This window comes from Hymenobacter tibetensis (assembly GCF_022827545.1).
GTDB classification, from domain to species: domain Bacteria; phylum Bacteroidota; class Bacteroidia; order Cytophagales; family Hymenobacteraceae; genus Hymenobacter; species Hymenobacter tibetensis.
In genome coordinates, this window is record NZ_CP094669.1 from 5,207,598 (window position 1) to 5,227,431 (window position 19,834).

Below are 19,834 nucleotides of genomic sequence, written 5' to 3' on the forward strand. Positions count from 1 at the left end.
TTACTCGCTGAGCAAGCCATTGGAAACAGCGTACTTGATTAGCGCAGCCGTGTTTTTAGCTTGCGTCTTCTCGATGATGTTCTGGCGATGCGTTTCGATGGTGCGTTTGCTGGTGAATAGCTTGTCCGCAATTTCAGCGTTGGTCATGCCCTCTGATATCAGCCGCAATACCTCTAGCTCCCGCTTCGACAATTCGCCGGATCTGGTGCGGGTGGTATCGGTAGGGAGCGTGGTGGTGCGCACTATTTTGTAGAGCATCTCCAGCCCTATCTCGGTGCACAGGAAGGGCCGGCCGGCGGCTACGGTCCGAATACCGTAGGTTATTTCGGCGATGTCGGCATTCTTGAGCACGTAGCCAGTGGCGCCGGCTTCTATCATGCGGTGCACGTAGTTTTCGTGGTTGAGCATAGACAGAACTAGCACCCGTACATCGGGATACTGTTCACGCAGATGCTCCATGGTAGCAAAGCCATCCATTACCGGCATGTTGATGTCCATCAGTACCACATCGGCGGAGGTAGTGGCCAGCAAGTCCAGCAATTCCTGCCCGTTGCCAGCTTCTCCTACCACTTCCAGATCGGGCTGCATGCTTAGCAGGGCCCGTATACCGTCGCGCAGAATGGTGTGGTCATCGGTTAATAGTACTCTGATCATGACGGCAAAACAAAGGTAAAAACAACAAAAAGCTCAGGCACCTCTGTAGTAGACAACACAACCCTGCGTGTCGTTCCTATACCAAGAGACGTAGCTGAAGCAATACAGCAGTGCGCTATCGTCTTACGTCAATCACCACCAGATTGATTCTGTTTGCGGATGAGAGAAGTATTCCCTTTGGCCCCAGGAGATTAATTAAGTAGTAATCCAAGGCGTTAAATCAGTATTTAACTCTATTTTCTTTGTTGTACAAACATAGTAGCTTTACAAAAGCGATGTGAGTATATCTCTGAAAGTGAGGTTATAATAGAGGAAGCGTTGGGGGTGCGAGTAGGAAATAGAACAGCGTTTCATACCACACGTACATTGCTTCGTTCTGCGTAACCATCCGCTGAGGGTTGGCTTTTAGCTTGGTTTATTGCCATGATGAACGTGTACCGTGAGATCCTGCCAGATAGCTATCTGTTGATTTTGACTGATAGTGAGCAGACGCTTGAGCCAGAGCCGCTACAGCGGGCTTTGCAACGAGCGAGTGGCAGCGGCAAAGCCAATGTTTGGATCGACTGCAGTGAGTTGCACCATCCATCAACCGCCATCATTCAGCTGCTAGGCGAATTTTACCTTCGGTTGCGTCATCAACACATTCAATTGGTGCTGTGCCATTTAGAAGAAGTAGTTCAGCAGGAGGTATTGCAGCTACCAGCTGCTTCGCAGCCCGTCATTGTAGCCACACTGCTTGATGCTTCGTTGTATTGCCGCAATCTGCGCACCAAACAACGGTCGGCGGCTTAGTGCGGCCAAGCTATAGACAGACAACAAGGCAAACAGCATAAGCTTTGGTCCTGTTGCCTTCACGGTGACTGTTAAGCACCAGAGCCGCTGCCAGCAGCGCAGCTCGTGCCTAGCTAGAGTATTCCTGCGAGGCCACTGATGGCAAGCGCCACTACTACGGTGTTGAAGCCGAAAGCCAACATGCCATGCAACAGCGCCAAACGCCGTAGCTGTTGGCCGGAAATGCTGACGTCGGCGGTTTGGGCCGTCATGCCAATCACAAAAGCAAAGTAGGCGAAGTCGAGGTAGTCGGGCTCGGCTTCACCGCCTGGAAACTCCAAGCCTCCTTCGGCGCGGCCAGTGCCCACGTAGTAGTAGAGGTGCGCATAACGGAGCGTGAACACCGTGTGGACTAGTAGCCAGCTTACAACAACATCTGCTATAGCCAAGCCTACGTGCAGGTAGCGCATAACTGCGGAAGTGACGTGCACCGACAACAACAAGTACAGCACGGCCAGTAAGCTGCTGCTGGCCATTAGCAGCACCAACGCAAACGACAGGCGCCGGCCTGGGTCTTCCCGGGCCACTATACGCCGGATGTGGCTGACTTCGGCTCCCGAAATAACAGCCCACGCCACCCCCAATGCCGTGAGCGAAAAAGCATCCCAGGCCGCTATTACCCGCGTAACAAGGTGCCAGGAAGCGGGAGCAATTCCCAAGACTGCTACGGCCGGAATAAGCCCAATGGCGAGGCGCACCCAGGTAGGCAGCAAGCCAAGGCGGTGCAGTAGCGGTAAGGCAGGCGGAGTAGCCGAAGAGGACATACAGCAACCGCCCGAGTGAAACGGCTGGCATAAGCTACGGTATTATCAAGAGCTCCGGCCCAGCAAAATCGTAATTCCTGCTTAAGCTTGAAGCTAGCATTGGCATCGTAGGGCGTACTAGTGTGGGTACATTCACCTGGGCCAGACAAGACAGAAGTAGTGCCGCTGTATCTCAGATATGGTTACTCCACGTACCTTGGGGCGTCCATTGTTGATCTGCCAATGAATCCTGCACCTCTTTCGGGCCTCTATGCGCCCTCCCTTAGCCTCGTCACCGACCTCTACCAGCTCACCATGGCCTACGGCTATTGGCAGCAAGGCATGCAAGACCGGGAGGCTGTGTTCCACCTCTACTTCCGGAAAGCGCCGTTTCAGGGTGGCTATGCCGTAGCAGCTGGCCTTGCGCTGGCCGTGGATTGGATGGAGAACTTCCACTTTTCAGAAGACGACCTTGGTTACCTTGGTAGCTTGCAAGGCAGCAAAGGCACGCCTATGTTTCCGGCGGCCTTTCTGCAATTCTTGCGCGAATTGAAGTTTACGTGCAGCGTAGAAGCCGTTGCTGAAGGCACTGTGGTATTTGGCAACGAGCCACTCATCCGGGTGCAGGGTCCGCTGTTGCAGGCGCAACTGCTGGAAACGGCGTTGCTTACGCTCGTCAACTTTCAAACCCTGATTGCCACTAAAGCCGCCCGCATCCGCGAGGCTGCTGGCCCCACCGATCAGGTACTGGAATTTGGATTGCGCCGCGCTCAAGGGTTCGACGGCGGCTTGGGAGCTAGCCGCGCGGCGTACCTGGGCGGGGTTGATGCTACGTCCAACGTGCTGGCGGGCCAGCGCTATGGCATTCCGGTGAAAGGCACCCACGCGCACAGCTGGGTCATGGCCTTCGAAGATGAGCCGACGGCCTTTGCCGCTTACGCCAAGGCTTTCCCCGACGACTCTGTATTCCTAGTAGATACTTACGACACGCTGGAAGGGGTGCGCCACGCCATCAGTGTAGCCCGCCAGATGCGCGCCGACGGCCACGAGCTAGGCGGTATTCGCCTCGATTCCGGCGACTTGGCCTACCTTAGCCGCGAAGCCCGCGCCCTCCTCGATGAAGCCGGCTTCCCCAAGACCCGTATTGTAGCCAGCAACGACCTCGAAGAAAACCTCATTACCAGCCTCAAGCTGCAAGGCGCCCGCATCGACACGTGGGGCGTTGGCACGCAGCTAGTTACGGCCTTCAACCAAGCCGCGCTTGGGGGAGTGTACAAGCTGGCGGCGCTACGCAACGCCGACAACTCGGCTTGGGACTTCACCCTGAAGCTTTCCGAGCAACTTGCCAAAACCAGCATCCCCGGCATCTTGCAAGTGCGCCGCTACCTCAATGACAAGGGCCACCCCCGCGCCGACATGCTCTACAACACCACGGAGCCCCTACCCGAGCAACTCACCATCATCGACCCGCTGGACCCCACGCGCCGCCGGCCTATCCGCTCCACCAATTTCCGGGAACTGCTAGAACCGGTGTTCCGCCAGGGCCGTCGCATACTCGACCTGCCTACCCTAGCCGAAAGCCGTGCCCACGCCCAACGCGAAGTGCAAAGCCTCGACCCCAGCATCCGCCGGTTCCTGAATCCGCATACCTACCCCGTAGGCCTTGAGGAAAACCTCAACACTTTCCGCACCAACCTGATTCTGGAAAAGCGCCCACAACGCCCAGCGTAAACAGCACAGCGCCCCGAGTGTATCCTAATCGGGGCGCTGTGCTTGTTAGGCCACGCCAAACTTCTTCCACAATTTCGGCAGTAGTTTGGGTAGTTGGTTTTCCGTCCAGTCCTCGCCCTTCGTGACGGAACCAGAATCGTAATCTAGTCCGCGGGCATAAGCTATACCCCGCGGAAATGTATCCTCATCGTCTTCTTCTTTCGTACCAGTACGCTTCTCGTACGCCATAGTAGCTACGTAGAGCAGTTCTTCGAAATCCTGATAAGGAGCTTGCACGACAGTCACCAGAGTATCGGGGTTGCTTAGCGCATTCATGAATACCGTTTCCCCCTGGCCAACTAGCCAGCACCGGAAATACAGGTAGGAGTCATCGGTTACGTACCCATTGAGAATTTTCTGAGCAGCCATGATGTTGAAATCATCGGCCTCAATTAGGTACTCACGCAGTATGCACTCGAATTCGACTATGTGTTGGGGCTCATGTTGAGCTAAGCTATTGATTAAGGCCTGCTCTTGCCGCGTTTGGTCACCTTTAGATACTTCTTTAGCAGCATCTATGAACTGCCAGAATTCTCTTTTATCCACTTTCTGTAGGTTATTGAACTGAAGTATACGTTGTAATGGCTGGCGGCGAAGTACACCAAAACTCTACACATCAGCAACCAAAGCGTATACCTGGTTGCACTGCCCTTGCCGCTACTTTTGCGTAGTTCTTTTGTTGAAAGTGTACTTCATATACCGCTGGCTGTATCTCGTGCAGTTAGCCTCAACCAGACCTTGATCATGCAAACCCTACAATTCAAAACCAGCATCAACTGCGCCAACTGCCTACGCGCCGTCACGCCTTTCCTCGACGCCGAAGCCAGCGTGAAGAAATGGAATGTGGATACCAACAACCCCGATAAAGTCTTGACCGTGGAAGGTGAAAACGTTATTCCTGAACTCGTGATGAAAGCCGTTGCGCAAGCCGGCTTCGACATAGAACCCGTAGCGAAATAAACCTTCACGCTTACTTTTGCGCGGTCTGATGGCTACTTCGGTAGTTATCAGACCGTTTTTCTTTAGTACGGTACTGTTGAGAAGTGCTTCCCTTCAGCGCCGTAAAGCGTCCAGCTTTCGGACACTGACTAACTCGTTAGCTGCACTTTACACCGGTAGCTCTGGCCAACTGTCTTATGGAAACCACTAGCTTTTTGTATACATCCGGCCTTGGTATTCGTAAAAAGATATAACTGCTCTACAATACAGTATATGCCCGCTCCCACCCTCTTTCCCTCTCTCACCCATGAAAGCGTATCTATTTTTCTTGCTGATGCTGCTAGGCAGCGCGGCAAGTGCCCAGGAAGCACCGTTCAACTTTTCGCCGCTTCCCTTAAATACAACAACGAATAGAGCCGTCTACACAGCCGTAATGCCCGTAGCGGACACAACCAAAGATCAATTATTTACGCGGGCCAAGCAGTGGGTTTCCCGAGTGGCACCCCATTACAAAGCTTCGGTTAGCCACATAGATCCGGAAACCGGCGCGCTGCATCTGCGGGGTAGCATCAAGAAAGGCCAAGAGTCGTTTGGGTTCCGGCTGGCGGTAGCAGTTGAGGATGGAAGCTATACGTACCAGCTCGACAACATCACGCACACCCAACCGCAAAACGCCCGCGAAGGCAAATACAGCTCACCCGATCCTCGGACCACTCCAATTGAGGCACTTGTGTATACCAGGCCTCGCAAGAGCCGAGACAAAAAGCTTTTGCAAGTTGATACGCATCTGCGAGCCGTACTTAGCAGCCTCGACGTAGCCATGCAAGGCAAGCCTACTAGCCTGACCACACAGCTGTAACCCTACCACCTCGATGCACAAAGCCAGCACTCCAAACGGAATGCTGGCTTTGTGTTGATAGCTAAGTTTGTTGTCGTTTGTAGAGTGAGCTAGGCTACACCAATTCCTTGCGGTATGTTTTCTCGAATTCTTCGTCCACGTGGTAGGTGGATTCCTCGTGCTGGCTCAGGTCGAGGCCTAGTTCTTCGTCGGCTTCTTTTACTCGCAGGCCAAACAGTGCGTCAGTCAACTTCAGAAGCACCCACGATACAACAGCGGTATAGCCAACCACGATAGCCAGGCCGAGCAGATGATAGTTGAAGACGGTTGCCGTGCCGTTCACCAGACCTACTTTGGCCGCAAACACACCCGTCAGCAACATCCCAACGATGCCGCCCAGGCCGTGGCACGGAAACACGTCTAGCGTGTCGTCGATGCTGGTGCGGTTGTTTTTCCAGTGCACCCCCATGAAGCTGATGCTAGAAGCTACCACCCCAATCAGGATGCTCTGGCCGTAATCCACATACCCAGCGGCGGGCGTAATGGCTACCAAGCCCACTACGGCCCCAATGCAAGCGCCCATTGCCGTGGGCTTGCCGCCGCGGGCCACTTCAATCAGCATCCAGGCCACCAATGCCGCCGCCGAGGCCAAGTTGGTGTTCACAAAAGAAAGCGAAGCCATTTCGTTGGCGCCAAGGGCCGAACCTGCGTTGAAACCAAACCAGCCAAACCACAGCAGGCCAGTGCCGAGCAGCACAAACGGCACGTTGGGCGTAGAGAAAGACTGCCCGCGGTGCGTTTTGCGCGGACCAAGCACCAACGCCCCAACCAATGCGGCTACTCCCGCCGAAATGTGCACTACCGTACCACCCGCAAAGTCGAGCACGCCCCACTTGCGCAGGAAACCCTCGGGGTGCCATGTCCAGTGCGCCAGCGGGCAGTAGATGAACAAGCAGAACAGGATGATGAACGCCAGATACCCCTTGAACCGCACCCGCTCGGCAAACGAACCGGTGATGAGGGCCGGCGTGATGATGGCAAACTTGAGCTGGAAGGCGAAGAACAGAATCAGCGGGATAGTTGGCGACAACGTGGGGTGCGTAGCCGTGCCTACGTCTTTGAGTAGCAGGAACGTGCGCGGGTCGCCGATGATGCCGCTAAACGAGTCGCCGTAGGCCAGCGAGAAGCCCACAAAATACCACACCAAGGAAATCACACCCAGTGCTACGAAGCTTTGCAGCATGGTGGAAATCAGGTTCTTGGGCCGCACCATACCGCCGTAGAAAAACGATAAGCCCGGTGTCATGAGCAGCACGAAGGCCGACGCCGTCAGCATCCAAGCCACGTCGGCGCCGTTGATGGTGTCGGGCGCTGCGGCCGGGTGTTCCACTTTCACAAACGCCGCTATGCACCCCAGAACGAATAAGACGATAAACGCCAGCGTCCCGTAATTGAATTTAGATGGTAATGACTTTTCCATGGTCCATGAATTGGGTAATGTACTACAGGCTTTTCAGAGGAAATGAACTGTGCTTAGGAGAGCCATGCCCGCTGCATTCGAGCACTATTCTGCGGGCTAACTAGAACTTGTAGACGGCCGCGAGCAAGGCACTCACCGTGGTTTGCTTGAGGCTGCCCGATTTATTGATAAATAAATCCGACTCTACATCGCCGTTATCGAGGCGCAATTCCGGGATGATGGTGAGGTTATCAATCTTGAAATTCGAGGAAAGCGTAGTTTCAAAAACGTTTCCATTGAAGCCTATGAGGGCCTTTTTGTCGCCGAAATACTCGCCTCGTAAGGTCATGCCGAACCAGGGCGCCGGGTCCAGATTCACATACAAGGCGCTGCCCCACCAAGAGTTGTAGTCGCCCCAGCCAGTTTCGCCGCGGAACTGCCGGTACTGCACGGTGCCGTTGTAGGAGAAGCTGAGCTGGCTAGACAGGGCGTAGGTCACCACTAAGTCGCCCTGCTGTACACGCAGCGAATCGTGTTGCGCCCCTCCTTGGTAGTTGAAATAGGCCTTTATCTTGTCGTCGGGCGTGCCGGTGGCCAGTTGCGCAATAAAGGTTTTGGGCATGCTGCTTGCGCTTTTCAGGTCGGTTGGGTTAGCTACGCCCACCATCAAATTCGTCTTCTCGCCGAGCCCGAAATCGGCCTTTATCCCCGTATGGAAGAAGGGACCATACGAGAACATATAGCTCATGCTGTAATTCCTATTCAGGTAAGGATCAACCGATTCGTACCCGATATGCGTGGCCCAGCTACCACCCGTTAGCTTGATTTTGGCCGTGGGCGAATAGGTGATAAACAGCTGCTTGATGGCAAAGCGCGTGTTGTCGTCGTTGTAAGAAAACTCTTCGGCCCGGCGCCCAAAGCCCAAATCCGCTACCAAACCTACTTTGCCAATGGTGTGCTCAGCTTTCACCGAAATCATGCCTAGCTCGAATGATTTGTGGCTATTCGTGAAGCTCGTCAGGTTGTTGTAGGGCGCCTCACCGGGGTTGTTGAAATTGTAGCGGTAGTACGCGTCGGCGTAGCCAGATATTTTGAAAGGCGAAGTCTTGACGGAATCTGGCGAGGTCTTAACAGAATCCTCCGGCGCGGAGGTAAGCGGTGCCATCAAAGCAAAGGCAGCGGTAAAAAGCAGCATACTATTCGGATTATGAGTGATTAATGGCAAAGTCTGGCGCGAATGGGCATACCGGCATAAGCCACTCATGCGTGCGGGTCACTTTTATCATTACTCCCCGAAAAAATAGGCTGAGACGTAGCAGTTGGCTGTTCTACTACCTTCCTATCTACATCGGGAAGCACACTTATTACTCTCCTTGAAAACGCTTTTGTGTTGACTCACTTAGGTGGGTAGTGAATCGGTGGCTGTCCTCTCTGGTAGTTGCTAGAAGTACCGACGCTGCTACTGTGCTTGCGTGGCTAGCTCTGTAAGGCAACTCAAACAACAGCAATCTGTACAACACATTCTGATATACCCCTTGATTCTTAAGGCCAATATATATAAATCTCGTATTAATTTCAGTACATGCCTATGAAATTTTAGGTCTATACTGGCATTTATTGAAATAAAAACTAAAAACACCCCTATCATTTAACCCCTCTTCCTAAATAATGCACCTACTATTACAGTCAATCCTATCTTGCCAAGCATGAGGTTCCAGACTATAGTACACCTCAACCCCAAACTGATTCACAGCCCAACTAGTACCCAAAAAGAGAAGCCCGACATCAATGAGATGCCGGGCTTCCTAGTTGCCTGCCTATTTCTGTAAGAGAACTAGCCTTTTACTTGCTGTGCTTGCGCTTCGTTCTTACTGAGCTCTTCTTAATTACGCTCACGCTTAATTTTCAAGCTTTTTTGCGCTTCTAGCTTGAATAGCTATCCTTCGTAGTTCAACTCGCCGGCTCCCACCCGCAAGCGGACACCCGGCTCGGCCGTGATGCGGCCAGCTACTTGGGCCTGGTAACCAACGGCCTGGAGTTGGGCAGCTACGGCAGCGGCTTGGTCTTCATCGGTTACGATAAGCATGCCATTGCCCATGTTCCAATAGAGGTAAGCTTCTGCAGGCGTGATACCGGCCAACTCGGCCAATTGCTGCATAGCGGGCAGCGGCTCAAACAAATTGGTTAGCTCAGCGCCTACACCATTCTTCAGTACGCGCTTGAAGTTGTCGGCAATGCCACCGCCGGTGATGTGCGCAGCGGCGTGCACTGGCAGCCCCGCATCCAGCACCGCTCCTACACCAGGCGAGAAAATAAGCGAGGGCGCCAGCATCACGTCACCCCAAGTCTGGCCCATTTCGGCGGCATCGGAGCCGGTGTAGAGAGCTGTGTGCCAAGCTTCACCGAAGGCTTTGGTGAGGGCACGGCGGGCCAAGGAGTAGCCATTGGAACGGAACGAAGGCGAGCGAAGCGCTACCACGGCCTGACCCGCCCGCACATTGGCCCCGCTTAGTGGGCGCTCCAAGCTAGGGTGCAACACCCCCACTGCCGTCGAGCACCAGTTGAAGTTCATGCGGGCGCCGGGGTAGCCACCGATGCGGTTGCCCAACTCAGCAATTTCACCGCCCGTTACGGCAATCTTACTGAACTGCGCCGCATCGTGTAGGCCGCGCATCAGTTCATCCACCACCTCGTAGTTGAGCGTGTTCACGTCGATGATATTCGACAGGTTGGTAGGAATGAAACCCGCCACCACCAAGTCGTCGGCCACCATGGCAATCAGGTCGTAACCGAGCGTGTCGTACCGGTCTGTGCGCTCGGCTACTTCAATCTTGGTCCCAATTCCGTCGGAGCCAATACCAAGCCGCTCACTGCCAAAACGGATTTCATTGGAGAAGCCCCCGGCCAAATCCTGAGCCGGCTCGCCTGGCTTACCAGCGCGGGTACTGAAGGTTTTCTGCGCCCAATGGTATGCATTTTTGGAAGCGGCATTGCCTTCTTCGATGGAGTAGCCGGCGGTTTCTTTGATAGTAGGTTCGGCAGACGTCTGGCTCATGGCAAAGGGAAAATCAAATAAAGCAACTGTCATCCTGAACAGGGCGGAGGGTTCATTGCGTCAGAACTAGCCTAGTTCAATAGGTATCCAGACCTACTAAGACCCTCCGCTCAACTCAAGATGACAGAGAATTTCAAGTTAGTGTTCGGTGGGTTCCGGAGCCTTCGCGCTTACCGAAGTTGTGGCTTCGTTTGGCTCTTTTTTGCGGTGGCTCTGGCGCTCTTCCTGAATGTGGCGCAGGTACTTCGTGACGTCGCCGGTGGGATAGTTACCGGTGAAGCACGCAAAGCAGCTGCCGCCGTGGCCTTTGTCTTCCGAAAACAGCTCCTGCAAATCGTCGAGCGACTGGTAGATAACCCGGTCGGCCTCGATGTATTGGCAGATTTCCTCCTCGGTATAGTTGGCCGCAATCAGCTCGGTGCTCATGGCCATATCGATGCCGTAGATGCAGGGGCTGACGATGGGCGGCGCGCTGGAAATGAAGTACACTTCTTTGGCGCCGGCTTCGCGCAGAATACGCACAATGCGCCGCGACGTAGTACCGCGTACAATGCTGTCGTCGACTACGGCTACCTTCTTGCCTTCTACAAACTCACGGATGGGGTTCAGCTTTTTCTTTACCACATCTTCGCGGCCAGCCTGGCTGCTCACGATGAAGGAACGCCCCATGTGGTTGTTCTTCACCAGCGCCCGCCGATATGGCACGCCTATAGCCTCCGCCAAACCCGACGCCGCAAAGTACCCCGACGAGGGCACGTCAATCACCATATCCGGCTGGATACCCGACTCTATCACCTTACGAGCCAGCATCTTACCTAGTCGCACCCGCTCCCGGGCCACCAGGCGGCCGTGGATAGTGGAGTCTTCGCGGGCAAAGTAGATGTGCTCAAAAACACAGAAATTCTTGGGCTGCTGATACGGGTTCTTATAGTGAACCTTGAAGTCGTTGTCGATAAACACGGCTTGCCCCGGCCCGACGTTCTTGATGAAGTCGAAGCCTAAATAGTCGAAGCAAGTGCTTTCGGAGGCGAAGGCATAAACCGGACCGCGTGGCGTTTCGCGACGGCCAAGTACCAGCGGCCGGATACCCAATGGGTCGTTGAAGGCCAGCAAGCCGTGGCCGGCAATGATGGTGATAGTGGCGTAGGCGCCTTTCACCAATTCTTGCGTGGTCTCTACGGCATCAAAAATATCTACCACCGACAGGCGGTCGAGATTCTTGAGGCGCAGCTCCGACGCAAAGGTGTACATGATGAGCTCCAGGTCGTTGCTGGTTTTGGGCAGCACGTGGTACTTCTCATGCAGGCGCTTGGCTACCTGCCGGAAGTTGATGACGTTGCCGTTGTGCACCATGCTCAGCCCGAACGGGTAGCTGGTGGTGAACGGCTGTGCCAACTCGGTGTCGTTGGAGCCTTGGGTGGTGTAGCGTGCGTGCCCGATGCCGATGTTGCCCTTCAGCTTCTTGAGCTGCTTAGGTTTGAACACGTCATTGATAAGCCCGTTGCCTTTATGTAAATGAAAGTTATCGTCGAAGGTGGCAATGCCCGCGGCATCTTGCCCCCGATGCTGGAGGGCGGTGAGGCCAATCACGATGTCCTGCACAACGTTATCGGGGCCGTAAAAACCTACTATTCCGCACATGGCGAGTTCAATTAGAAATTGAGAGTTAAAACTAAAAATTGAGGAAGCAAGAATGGCTCACTGAAGAGTAAGCCACGCGTTGCTAGTTAATTGTCATTAACTCTCAATTTTCAATTGCCCCTGAAGCAAGCGGACCAGCGTGTTGGCGTACAGTTCATGTTCCACCAACAGCCCGCGCCGCTCCACCTCCGACAACGTATCGGCTCCGCGCAAATCCACTGTGCGCTGAGCCAGGATGGGGCCCGTATCAAGGCCCTCATCAACCATATGTACCGTGATTTTGGTTTCCGAAAGTCTGTTATTAAATGCCCATTCGTAGGCGTGAAGTCCTTGGTGCTGATGCGTATCCGCAGGATGAATATTGAGGATGCGGCCCGCAAAAGCTTGAATGAACACTGGCGACAAAATCCGCATGTAACCGGCCAGCACTACATAGTCGGGCTGGTAGGTTTGCAGCAGTTTCACCACTTCGGCGTCGTATTCGGGGCGCTTGAGACCTTGGGAGGCGAGGCTGGCCGTTGAGCAGCCTAGTTCTGCCGCGGTGGCCAAGCCAGGAGCATCGGGCTTGTTGCTGAACACGACGGCTATTTCGGCCAGTCCGTGCAGTTCGCCTTGCTGCACCGCTTTCACCAAGGCCACCATGTTGGAGCCCCGGCCCGAAAGCAGGATGGCAAGGCGCTTGGGCGCGTCCGGCTGCCCGCCTTCTTTGGCGAGAAGGGAGCCGGGAGCCGACGTTTCGGTGGGGGCGCTATGATTCGGTAACTGGCTCAACGTACTTGATTGAAGGCAATTTCGGGAGCAGGCCGTTGGCCAATATCACTCCGAATATAAGCATCTTGGAAGTTAACTTTTCCTACTTCTTTGTAAACAAGCTGCACTGCCTCTTCCAATTCCTGTCCGTGAGCTACCAGCACCATCACCCGGCCGCCGCTGGTTACCAGTTGGCCGTCTTGCTGACGGGTGGCACCGTGGAAAGCGAGGATGTTGGGGTGCAGTTCATCGAGGCCAGTGATAGGGAAACCAGTAGGAAATTTTGCAGCCGGGTAGCCGCCTGAGGCCAGCACCACGCCTACATAGTAGCCGGGCCGCTGCCAAACGGTGGTTTGGGCCAGGTTGCCATCGAGCGTCGCTTCAATGAGTTCGAGCAAGCTGCTTTCTAGAGCGGGCAGCAGCACTTCTGCTTCCGGGTCGCCGAGGCGGACGTTGTATTCCAGCAGCTTCGGGCCTTGCGGCGAAAGCATAATACCGAAGTACAGGAAGCCCTTGAAATCGAATGGCTCACTTTGCAGACCAAGCAAGGTCGGGTCTACAATGTCGGTGCGGATAGCAGCCAGGATGTTGTCGTCGGCGAAGGGCACGGGGCAGTAGGCACCCATGCCGCCAGTGTTGGGGCCTTTGTCGCCGGCCAGCAGTTGCTTATGGTCTTGGGAAGGCGCCAGCAGCCGGATCCGGTTGCCGTCGGTGATACCAATAATGCTGATTTCGGGGCCACTCAACTTTTCTTCCAAGAGGAAGCTGAACCAGCCCGTGTGTTCGGCTTGCAAATCGGTGAGGGCCTGCTCGGCTTCCTCTATAGAAGAGCACACGTACACGCCTTTACCAGCAGCCAGACCGTCGTATTTTACCACCACTTGCCCGTCCAGCTCAGCAGCCTTGGCGCGGGCCTCATCCAGCTGGTCGCTCCGGTATTGCCACGACATGGCCGTAGCTACGCCGTGCCGCCGCATGAAGTTCTTGCTCCACACTTTAGAGCTTTCCAGCACTGCCCCGGCCCGGCTCGGTCCGAATACGCGGATATCAGAATCGGCGAAATAATCGACCACGCCCGCCGCCAATGGTGCCTCAGGCCCTACCACAATCAGCTTCACGCCATTCGCTTCGCAGAAGCTTTGCACAGCAGGAAAATCGGTGGCGCTAATTTCAGGGTGGCTGTTCGGGATGCCGCCGTTGCCGGGTAGCACGTGCACTGTGGCACCGTCGCGGGTCAGCTTCCACGCCATGGCGTGTTCACGGGCCCCGCCGCCGAGGAGAACTATGGTTTTAGGAGTTGCCAAGGTGTTTTGTACTTAAGATCTATCTTGAATTACCCCTTCTTCAATTTCAACCGAATCCGCAATTATGACCAGATTGTCTTCCGCATGAGGCTCTCCTGAGTTTCCGTAAGGATCTAGCGAGAGGTACCACGCATCGTTTTCCAACTTCTTGAAGACAATGTCAGAGTAAGAGTGAGAATCAAAGCTTTCCTTGATGACAACGCTCTGGACACTAGTAAAGCGAATCTGTAGTAGACAGGGTTCTAGTTTGTTTTTTTGCCAGCCGTTTACGAACCAATACTTCCACAGAAGCTTGCCGAACTAAGGAGTCGTTAACTGAAGTGTAATTAGCATTCAGCCTCAACGAGCGAAGTTCGCCATCATTCAGAGCGTATTTAGCTAGTAGTTCTTCCATCGGCTTCAACTGATGTCCTCGATGGAAAGAATCTTGCCGCCTTCCAACTCGAAAACCGACTTGCCCTGCATCTGCAAGGTGTCGCCAGGTTTCAAGCCGTTTGGGAATTCGATGGCTGCCACGCCGGTGTAGTCAATCAATGCTTCCACCCGGTTGCCGACTATTTGCCAATCGGTGACGCGCTGCTCCCGCTGAGAGAAATACTGCTTGGCCTGCTCGGCTTGCTGCCGGAAACTTTCCTTGCCGGTTGTCATCAGGTTCACTTCGCCGTTGGCAATGTTCTTGAACACTACCTCGTCATGCAGGTCCGCCACCATTCCGTCTACGTCGAAGCGGTTGTAGGCTTCAATGTAGGCTAGCACGATTTGCTTTGGAGTGGCGGCGGTTTCCATGACAACTAAAGAATTGGACTATTGCACCCGCAGTTCAGCGTTTGAGGGCATACTCATTGACGAGTTCAGGCATCTTTCATGATGCCAGCGCGCACTAGGTTGCTCACGAGGCGGGCCTGTACGTCGCCATCGGTGGTGGTTTTGTTGCCGGTTTGTAGTGGAGCCCCCGTGATACGCTCGTAGATATCGAGGTAGCGGCGGCTGGCTTCGGCCGATACTTCGGGCGTGAGGCCGCGGGGGTACTGGCCGTCCTGCTTGTTGGCAATCAGCCACTGACGCACGTATTCCTTGTCCATCTGTTCGGCCGTCTCCGGGTTCTTGGCGTAGTCTTCGGCGCTCCAGAACCGCGACGAATCCGGCGTGTGGATTTCGTCGATCAGAATCAGTTCCCCGTTCAGCAAACCGAACTCGTACTTGGTGTCCACTAGGATGATGCCGCGCTCGGCCATCCACTGCGAAGCGAAGTTGAACAGCTCCAGCGCCTTCACGCGCATCTTCTCGTACAGCTCTGCCGACACCCACCCCTCCGACACCAAGTTCTCGGGCGTGATTTCGCGGTCCGATTCCTCTTTGGTGGTAGGCGTTACAATCGGCTCGGGGAACTGCTGGTGCTTGGTCAATCCGTCAGGCACGGTTACGCCCGAGAATGTGCGCTGGCCATTCAGGTAGCCGCGCAGCATGGAACCCGTGAGGTAGTTGCGCACCACCATCTCCACCCGAATCGGCTCGGCTTCCTTGGCCAACGTTACGTTGGGGTCGAGCAGGCTGATAACGTGGTTGGGAATGATGTGCTGCGTCTTTTCGAACCAGAAAGCCGCCAGCCCGTTCAGCACCGCGCCTTTGTGCGCAATCGGCGTTTCCAGCACCGAATCGAAGGCCGACAAACGGTCGGTAACGACGATGAGCCGCTCGCCCGAGGGGGCCCGGTACGAATCACGGACTTTGCCACGGTGCAGGAGTTCGAGCTGCGGGGTATCGAAATGGTTGAGGGTGTCCATAGGTAAAGTGTCAGCCGGTCCGGAAGGCCGATGAACTGCGAGGGTGTCTTAAGATGAAAACTGGCTGGCTTCCTGTGGCGAAACGGCGGTCTGGCGCTGGCTCTGTACGTGCTCCACAATGTTGCGGAACAAACGCAGCCCGTCGCCTTCCTCACTCAAACCGGGGTTGAGGCGCTTGCGCCGGGCCCAATCGGGGTGGTTATACAAGGAGAGGAACGCCTCCGGGTGCGGCATCAGCCCAAATACCTGCCCGGTGGTATCGGTCAGGCCAGCGCAGTTGAGGTCGGCGCCGTTGGGGTTGTGCGGGTACACGTCGGTTGGCGAACCGTCGAAATCGGTGTAGGACAAGCAATTGAGCGCCTGCTCTTCGATGTGGGTCAGCGTGTCGGTGCCCGAGATGATGAGGCGGCCTTCGCCGTGGCGCACGGGCACTTCCATGGTGTCGAGGCCCCTGAGGAAAGGTGAGTTCGACTTCGGGTTGACTTTCAGGCGCACCCACCGGTCTTCGTAGCGGCCCGAGGCATTGTGCGTGAGCGTTACTTCGGGCGTCACGTTGCCGCTCAGGTTAGGCAGCAGTCCGAGCTTCACCAATACTTGGAAGCCGTTGCAGATGCCCATCACAAACTTGCCGTTGGCCACGAACTCCTTGATGTCGTCAAGCAGTGTGCGGCCTTCGGCGTTTTTGCGGTAGCGCAGCTTGTTGGCCAGTACCACACCGGAGCCCAAATCATCACCGAAGGAAAAGCCGCCGGGGAAGTTCAGGATGTCGTAGTCGTGGATGCTGACGTGGCCGTGCAACACTTGGTTGAGGTGCACGATGGTAGCCTCGGCACCTGCCAAGCGGTAGGCCGCGGCGTATTCTTCTTCGCAGTTGATGCCGAAGCCCGTGAGAATCAGGGCCTGGACTTTCTGGCTGGTATCGTTCATGTGTTGGTCGTTCATCGGGCGGCCTCCTCTCCTGCTGGCTGGCCGAAGCCAATGATGCGGTTCACCGGGCCGTTGGTCCACTCGTGGCGCAGCACGGCTGTGCTAGCGGCAACAACGGGCTGCCCCGCGTGGCGCACCGTCAGTTGGCTATCTGGCGTAACTACCCCGAGGCGCGTGGCGCGGGCTCCAAAGTGCTGCTCGAAAGCCACTACATCTTCGGGCGCTACCGTAGCCACAAATCGGGAGTGCGACTCCGAAAACAGCTGCACGTGCACCGGCAAGCCTTCCAACAAATCAACCGTGGCGCCGTAACCGTGGCCAAACGTGGCTTCCGCCAGCGCAACCGCCAAGCCGCCATCCGACAGGTCGTGGCAGGATTGGATGAGGTGCTGATCGTTGGCTTGGCCCATGAGGGTGTAGAGTTCCTTGGCCTTGTCGAAGCGCACTTGCGGCACGTTGGCACCTAGCTCGCCGAACAGCTGGTAGAACTCCGAGCCGCCAAGTTCGTCGTAGGTTTCCCCTAGTAGATAAATGACGTCGTCGGCCTGCTTGAAGTCGGAGGTGATGGTGTGGCGGACGTCTTCAATCTTGGCCGTCATCGAATACAGAACGGTAGGCGGCACGGAGATTTTCACGCCGTCGGCCTTGAAGTCGTTCTTCATCGAGTCCTTGCCGCTGGTGAGCGGGATGCAGTAAGCGGCCGTGGCGTCGCGCAGGGCTTCGCACATCCGTACCAGCTTGGCTAGCTTGAGCTTACCATCAGGGTTGGTGGTGGCATCGTACACCGAATCAGGTACGCAGAAGTTGTCGTTGACGGACCAGAAGTTGCCGTCGCCGTAGCTTAGGTTGGGCAACTTGCCGCCCACCGCTACAATCTGGCGCACCGCCTCATCAAAAGCACCAGCCGACATGTGGTAGGCGTCCAAATCACCGAAGCGAGGCAAGATTCCGTTGCTCACGGCCACGCCTTCCCAACTCTCGAAGTTGAAGCGCACCACGGCGGCGTCCTGCGGGGCTTGGCCCGTGGCCCCCATCAACGGCTTGATGATGGTGCGGCCCTTCACCTCATGGTCGTACTGCCGAATCACCGACTCGCGCGAGCAGATGTTGAGGCTGCCGAGCAGGCGAGTGAGAACATCGGTGTAATCGGAAGTGGCGGGCAAAGTCGGCTCCGAAGCTTGGGGCTTGCTCCACTCGGCTTCCAGCACCTTGCGCGGTACGCCGTTGTGCAGAAACTCCATGTTCAGGCGGGCCACCGAGTCGCCATCGAAGCGTACATCGAGGTAGCCATCGGCGGTGAAGTAGCCGATGTCGGTCAACTCCACTTCCATTTCGCGGCCCAACGCCAGCAACTCGTCCATCTTGGCGGGCTCCACGGCCAGCGAGAAACGCTCCTGCGACTCACTCACGAAAATCTCCCACGGCCGCAGCCCCGGATATTTCAGCGGTACTTTCTCCAGCTCCACCACGGCCCCGCCGCTGATAGTCGCCAGTTCGCCAATGCTGGAAGACAAGCCGCCCGCGCCGTTGTCGGTGCTGCACTTAATCAGGCCGCGGCGCGTAGCCAGTACCAGAAAATCCATGGCCAGCTTCTGCGTAATCGGCGAACCAATTTGCACGGCCGTAGCCGGCGAGGTTTCGTCTAACTCGATAGAAGAGAACGTCGCGCCGTGGATGCCGTCTTTGCCCACCCGGCCGCCGGCCATGATGATGCGGTCCTGCGCGTCAATCTTCTTCTCCCACGAGTCGAGGCCCGCTAGTTGCATCGGCATTACGGCACCAGTACCGCAGTACACCAGTGGCTTGCCCGCATACCGGTCGTCGAACACAATAGCGCCGTTCACCGTCGGTACGCCCGACTTGTTGCCGCCGTCCTCGATGCCCTTACGCACACCTTCGAAAATGCGGCGCGGGTGCAGCTGGTTGCTGAGCAGCGTACCGTTGAACTCAGGGTTGCCGAAGCACAGCACGTTGGTGTTGAACAGCAGCCGCGCGCCCCCGATACCAGTAGCCAGTGGGTCGCGGTTGTTACCCAAGATGCCCGTAATGGCCCCGCCGTACGGGTCAATAGCTGAGGGCGAATTGTGCGTTTCCACCTTCCACACAAACAACGACTCGGGGTTGATGCGCACCGCGCCGGCGTTGTCGGAGAATACCTTAATCAGCCAGTCGTTGCCGTTGGCCCGCAGTTGGCGGTCCACTTCCGACGTGGCATTTTTGATATAGGTTTTGAACAGGCCGTCGATTTCGTGCTCCTCGCCGGTGTCCGCGTCCTTGTACTTGATAACGGCACTAAACTCCTTGTGCTTGCAGTGCTCCGACCAGGTTTGGGCAATGATTTCCAGTTCGCAGTCAGTAGGATCAGCAGGCAGACCGGCAGCTTGGCGCTCGGGGGCAATGGCCACGTAATGGTCGCGCACGGCCCGCATTTCCTCTAGGTTGAGGGCGTAGAGGTTGTCCTTCGAGAGCTGCACCAACTCGCTGTCCGCCAAGTTGGTGAGCGGCACGAGGTTGGTAATGGATTCGGCCCCACCACCGGGCCGCGGCGTGTAGTCGCGGATGTCGGTTATGGGGCCGGTTTCGAAGCGGTTGATGAGCTTGTTGCCGAGCAGTTCTTCGGCCAAGCGGCGCAGGCTACTCTCAGGCAGTTCGTGCTCCAGGAAGTAGAGCCGTTTGCTGAAGATGTGCTGCGTGTGCGTGTCGAGGGGCTGGTTCAGGAAGTCGCCGAGGGCGTTCTGCGCCGATATGCCTTCGTCGTCGGTCACGCCGGGCAGCTTGGCTACCAGGATGTAGCTCTTGTACGCGGGCTCGTGGCGGAACTCATCGAGGGCGACATCGTGCAGCACCGGGTCTTGCAGGCAGTGGGTCGCGAAGTCGCGCAGCTGCTCGTCGGTTACGGGGTAACGCACCGTGTAGAGGGCGGTGCTTTGCACCCGGCCAGTCGTGAGGCCAAGGTGACGTTGGGCAACTTCTGCCACACGTTGGCCCTCGCCATCATGTTGGCCGGGCTTGAGCAGAAGCTGAATGGTTCTTTGGGTAGATTCCAAAAGGGAAGTGGGTTATCTATTTTTCGGTTTCCCACGCGCCGCAACTGGCAGCCGTGAGGAAGCATACCCGCGCAGAGTACGCCGAAAATGCC

General features: G+C 56.0%; 18 protein-coding genes. 5 read left to right on the top strand and 13 right to left on the bottom strand.

Annotated features, from left to right (window positions below; all coding sequences use genetic code 11):
* Positions 1–654 carry a response regulator transcription factor gene (locus MTX78_RS20970; RefSeq protein WP_243798044.1) on the bottom strand — a complete coding sequence of 218 codons (654 nt, stop codon included), beginning with the start codon at positions 652–654 and terminating at the stop codon, positions 1–3.
* Between the two features lie 423 nt (positions 655–1,077).
* Here MTX78_RS20970 and MTX78_RS20975 point away from each other — a divergent pair, with 423 nt between their 5' ends.
* Entirely contained in the window at positions 1,078–1,446 is a 369-nt protein-coding gene (locus MTX78_RS20975; protein WP_243798046.1) for an STAS domain-containing protein, read from the top strand.
* A 113-nt stretch (positions 1,447–1,559) separates the two neighbouring features.
* On the opposite strand, the gene MTX78_RS20980 is transcribed toward MTX78_RS20975, so the two are convergent.
* Entirely contained in the window at positions 1,560–2,249 is a 690-nt protein-coding gene (locus tag MTX78_RS20980; RefSeq protein WP_243798047.1) for a DUF1345 domain-containing protein, read from the bottom strand.
* A gap of 222 nt (positions 2,250–2,471) precedes the next feature.
* Here MTX78_RS20980 and MTX78_RS20985 point away from each other — a divergent pair, with 222 nt between their 5' ends.
* Complete coding sequence (locus MTX78_RS20985) at positions 2,472–3,959, top strand: nicotinate phosphoribosyltransferase (RefSeq protein WP_243798049.1); 1,488 nt, start codon at positions 2,472–2,474, stop codon at positions 3,957–3,959.
* A gap of 45 nt (positions 3,960–4,004) precedes the next feature.
* Here MTX78_RS20985 and MTX78_RS20990 read toward each other — a convergent pair whose 3' ends face one another.
* A complete protein-coding gene (locus MTX78_RS20990; RefSeq protein ID WP_243798050.1) occupies positions 4,005–4,544 on the bottom strand; it encodes a DUF4240 domain-containing protein in 540 nt (179 codons plus the stop codon).
* A gap of 198 nt (positions 4,545–4,742) precedes the next feature.
* On the opposite strand from MTX78_RS20990, the gene MTX78_RS20995 reads away from it, so the two are divergent.
* Both MTX78_RS20995 and MTX78_RS21000 read left to right on the top strand, forming a co-directional pair.
* On the top strand, positions 4,743–4,958 hold the full coding sequence (locus MTX78_RS20995) for a heavy-metal-associated domain-containing protein (RefSeq protein ID WP_243798051.1): 216 nt from the start codon (positions 4,743–4,745) through the stop codon (positions 4,956–4,958).
* Between the two features lie 286 nt (positions 4,959–5,244).
* Entirely contained in the window at positions 5,245–5,796 is a 552-nt protein-coding gene (locus MTX78_RS21000; RefSeq protein ID WP_243798053.1) for a DUF4468 domain-containing protein, read from the top strand.
* A gap of 94 nt (positions 5,797–5,890) precedes the next feature.
* On the opposite strand, the gene MTX78_RS21005 is transcribed toward MTX78_RS21000, so the two are convergent.
* A complete protein-coding gene (locus tag MTX78_RS21005) occupies positions 5,891–7,255 on the bottom strand; it encodes an ammonium transporter (RefSeq protein ID WP_243798055.1) in 1,365 nt (454 codons plus the stop codon).
* A 100-nt stretch (positions 7,256–7,355) separates the two neighbouring features.
* Positions 7,356–8,429: an outer membrane beta-barrel protein gene (locus MTX78_RS21010; RefSeq protein ID WP_243798057.1), complete on the bottom strand. Its 1,074-nt coding sequence runs from the start codon at positions 8,427–8,429 to the stop codon at positions 7,356–7,358.
* A 511-nt stretch (positions 8,430–8,940) separates the two neighbouring features.
* Here MTX78_RS21010 and MTX78_RS25290 point away from each other — a divergent pair.
* On the top strand, positions 8,941–9,063 hold the full coding sequence (locus MTX78_RS25290) for a hypothetical protein (RefSeq protein ID WP_262924444.1): 123 nt from the start codon (positions 8,941–8,943) through the stop codon (positions 9,061–9,063).
* Between the two features lie 107 nt (positions 9,064–9,170).
* Here MTX78_RS25290 and MTX78_RS21015 read toward each other — a convergent pair whose 3' ends face one another.
* From MTX78_RS21015 to MTX78_RS21050, 8 genes are all read right to left on the bottom strand, one after another.
* The gene (locus tag MTX78_RS21015; protein WP_243798059.1) at positions 9,171–10,289 is read right to left on the bottom strand and encodes an AIR synthase-related protein; all 1,119 of its coding nucleotides are present in this window, start codon (positions 10,287–10,289) and stop codon (positions 9,171–9,173) included.
* 138 nt (positions 10,290–10,427) lie between these two features.
* Positions 10,428–11,930, bottom strand: a complete 1,503-nt coding sequence (purF, locus tag MTX78_RS21020) for an amidophosphoribosyltransferase (RefSeq protein WP_243798060.1) — start codon at positions 11,928–11,930, stop codon at positions 10,428–10,430.
* Positions 11,931–12,026: 96 nt separating this feature from the next.
* Positions 12,027–12,701: a phosphoribosylglycinamide formyltransferase gene (gene purN / locus MTX78_RS21025; protein ID WP_243798062.1), complete on the bottom strand. Its 675-nt coding sequence runs from the start codon at positions 12,699–12,701 to the stop codon at positions 12,027–12,029.
* Positions 12,698–13,984, bottom strand: coding sequence for a phosphoribosylamine--glycine ligase (gene purD / locus MTX78_RS21030; RefSeq protein WP_243798064.1), 1,287 nt, complete (start codon positions 13,982–13,984; stop codon positions 12,698–12,700). The genes purN and purD overlap by 4 nt, the downstream gene beginning before the upstream one ends.
* 399 nt (positions 13,985–14,383) lie before the next feature.
* Positions 14,384–14,770 carry a nuclear transport factor 2 family protein gene (locus MTX78_RS21035; protein ID WP_243798066.1) on the bottom strand — a complete coding sequence of 129 codons (387 nt, stop codon included), beginning with the start codon at positions 14,768–14,770 and terminating at the stop codon, positions 14,384–14,386.
* 65 nt (positions 14,771–14,835) lie between these two features.
* A complete protein-coding gene (locus MTX78_RS21040; RefSeq protein WP_243798068.1) occupies positions 14,836–15,768 on the bottom strand; it encodes a phosphoribosylaminoimidazolesuccinocarboxamide synthase in 933 nt (310 codons plus the stop codon).
* Between the two features lie 48 nt (positions 15,769–15,816).
* Positions 15,817–16,710, bottom strand: coding sequence for a phosphoribosylformylglycinamidine synthase subunit PurQ (locus tag MTX78_RS21045; protein ID WP_243798070.1), 894 nt, complete (start codon positions 16,708–16,710; stop codon positions 15,817–15,819).
* Positions 16,707–19,742 (bottom strand): phosphoribosylformylglycinamidine synthase subunit PurL, encoded by a 3,036-nt coding sequence (locus MTX78_RS21050; protein ID WP_243798071.1) that lies wholly within the window; start codon positions 19,740–19,742, stop codon positions 16,707–16,709. The genes MTX78_RS21045 and MTX78_RS21050 overlap by 4 nt, the downstream gene beginning before the upstream one ends.
* Between the last annotated feature and the right edge of the window lie 92 nt (positions 19,743–19,834).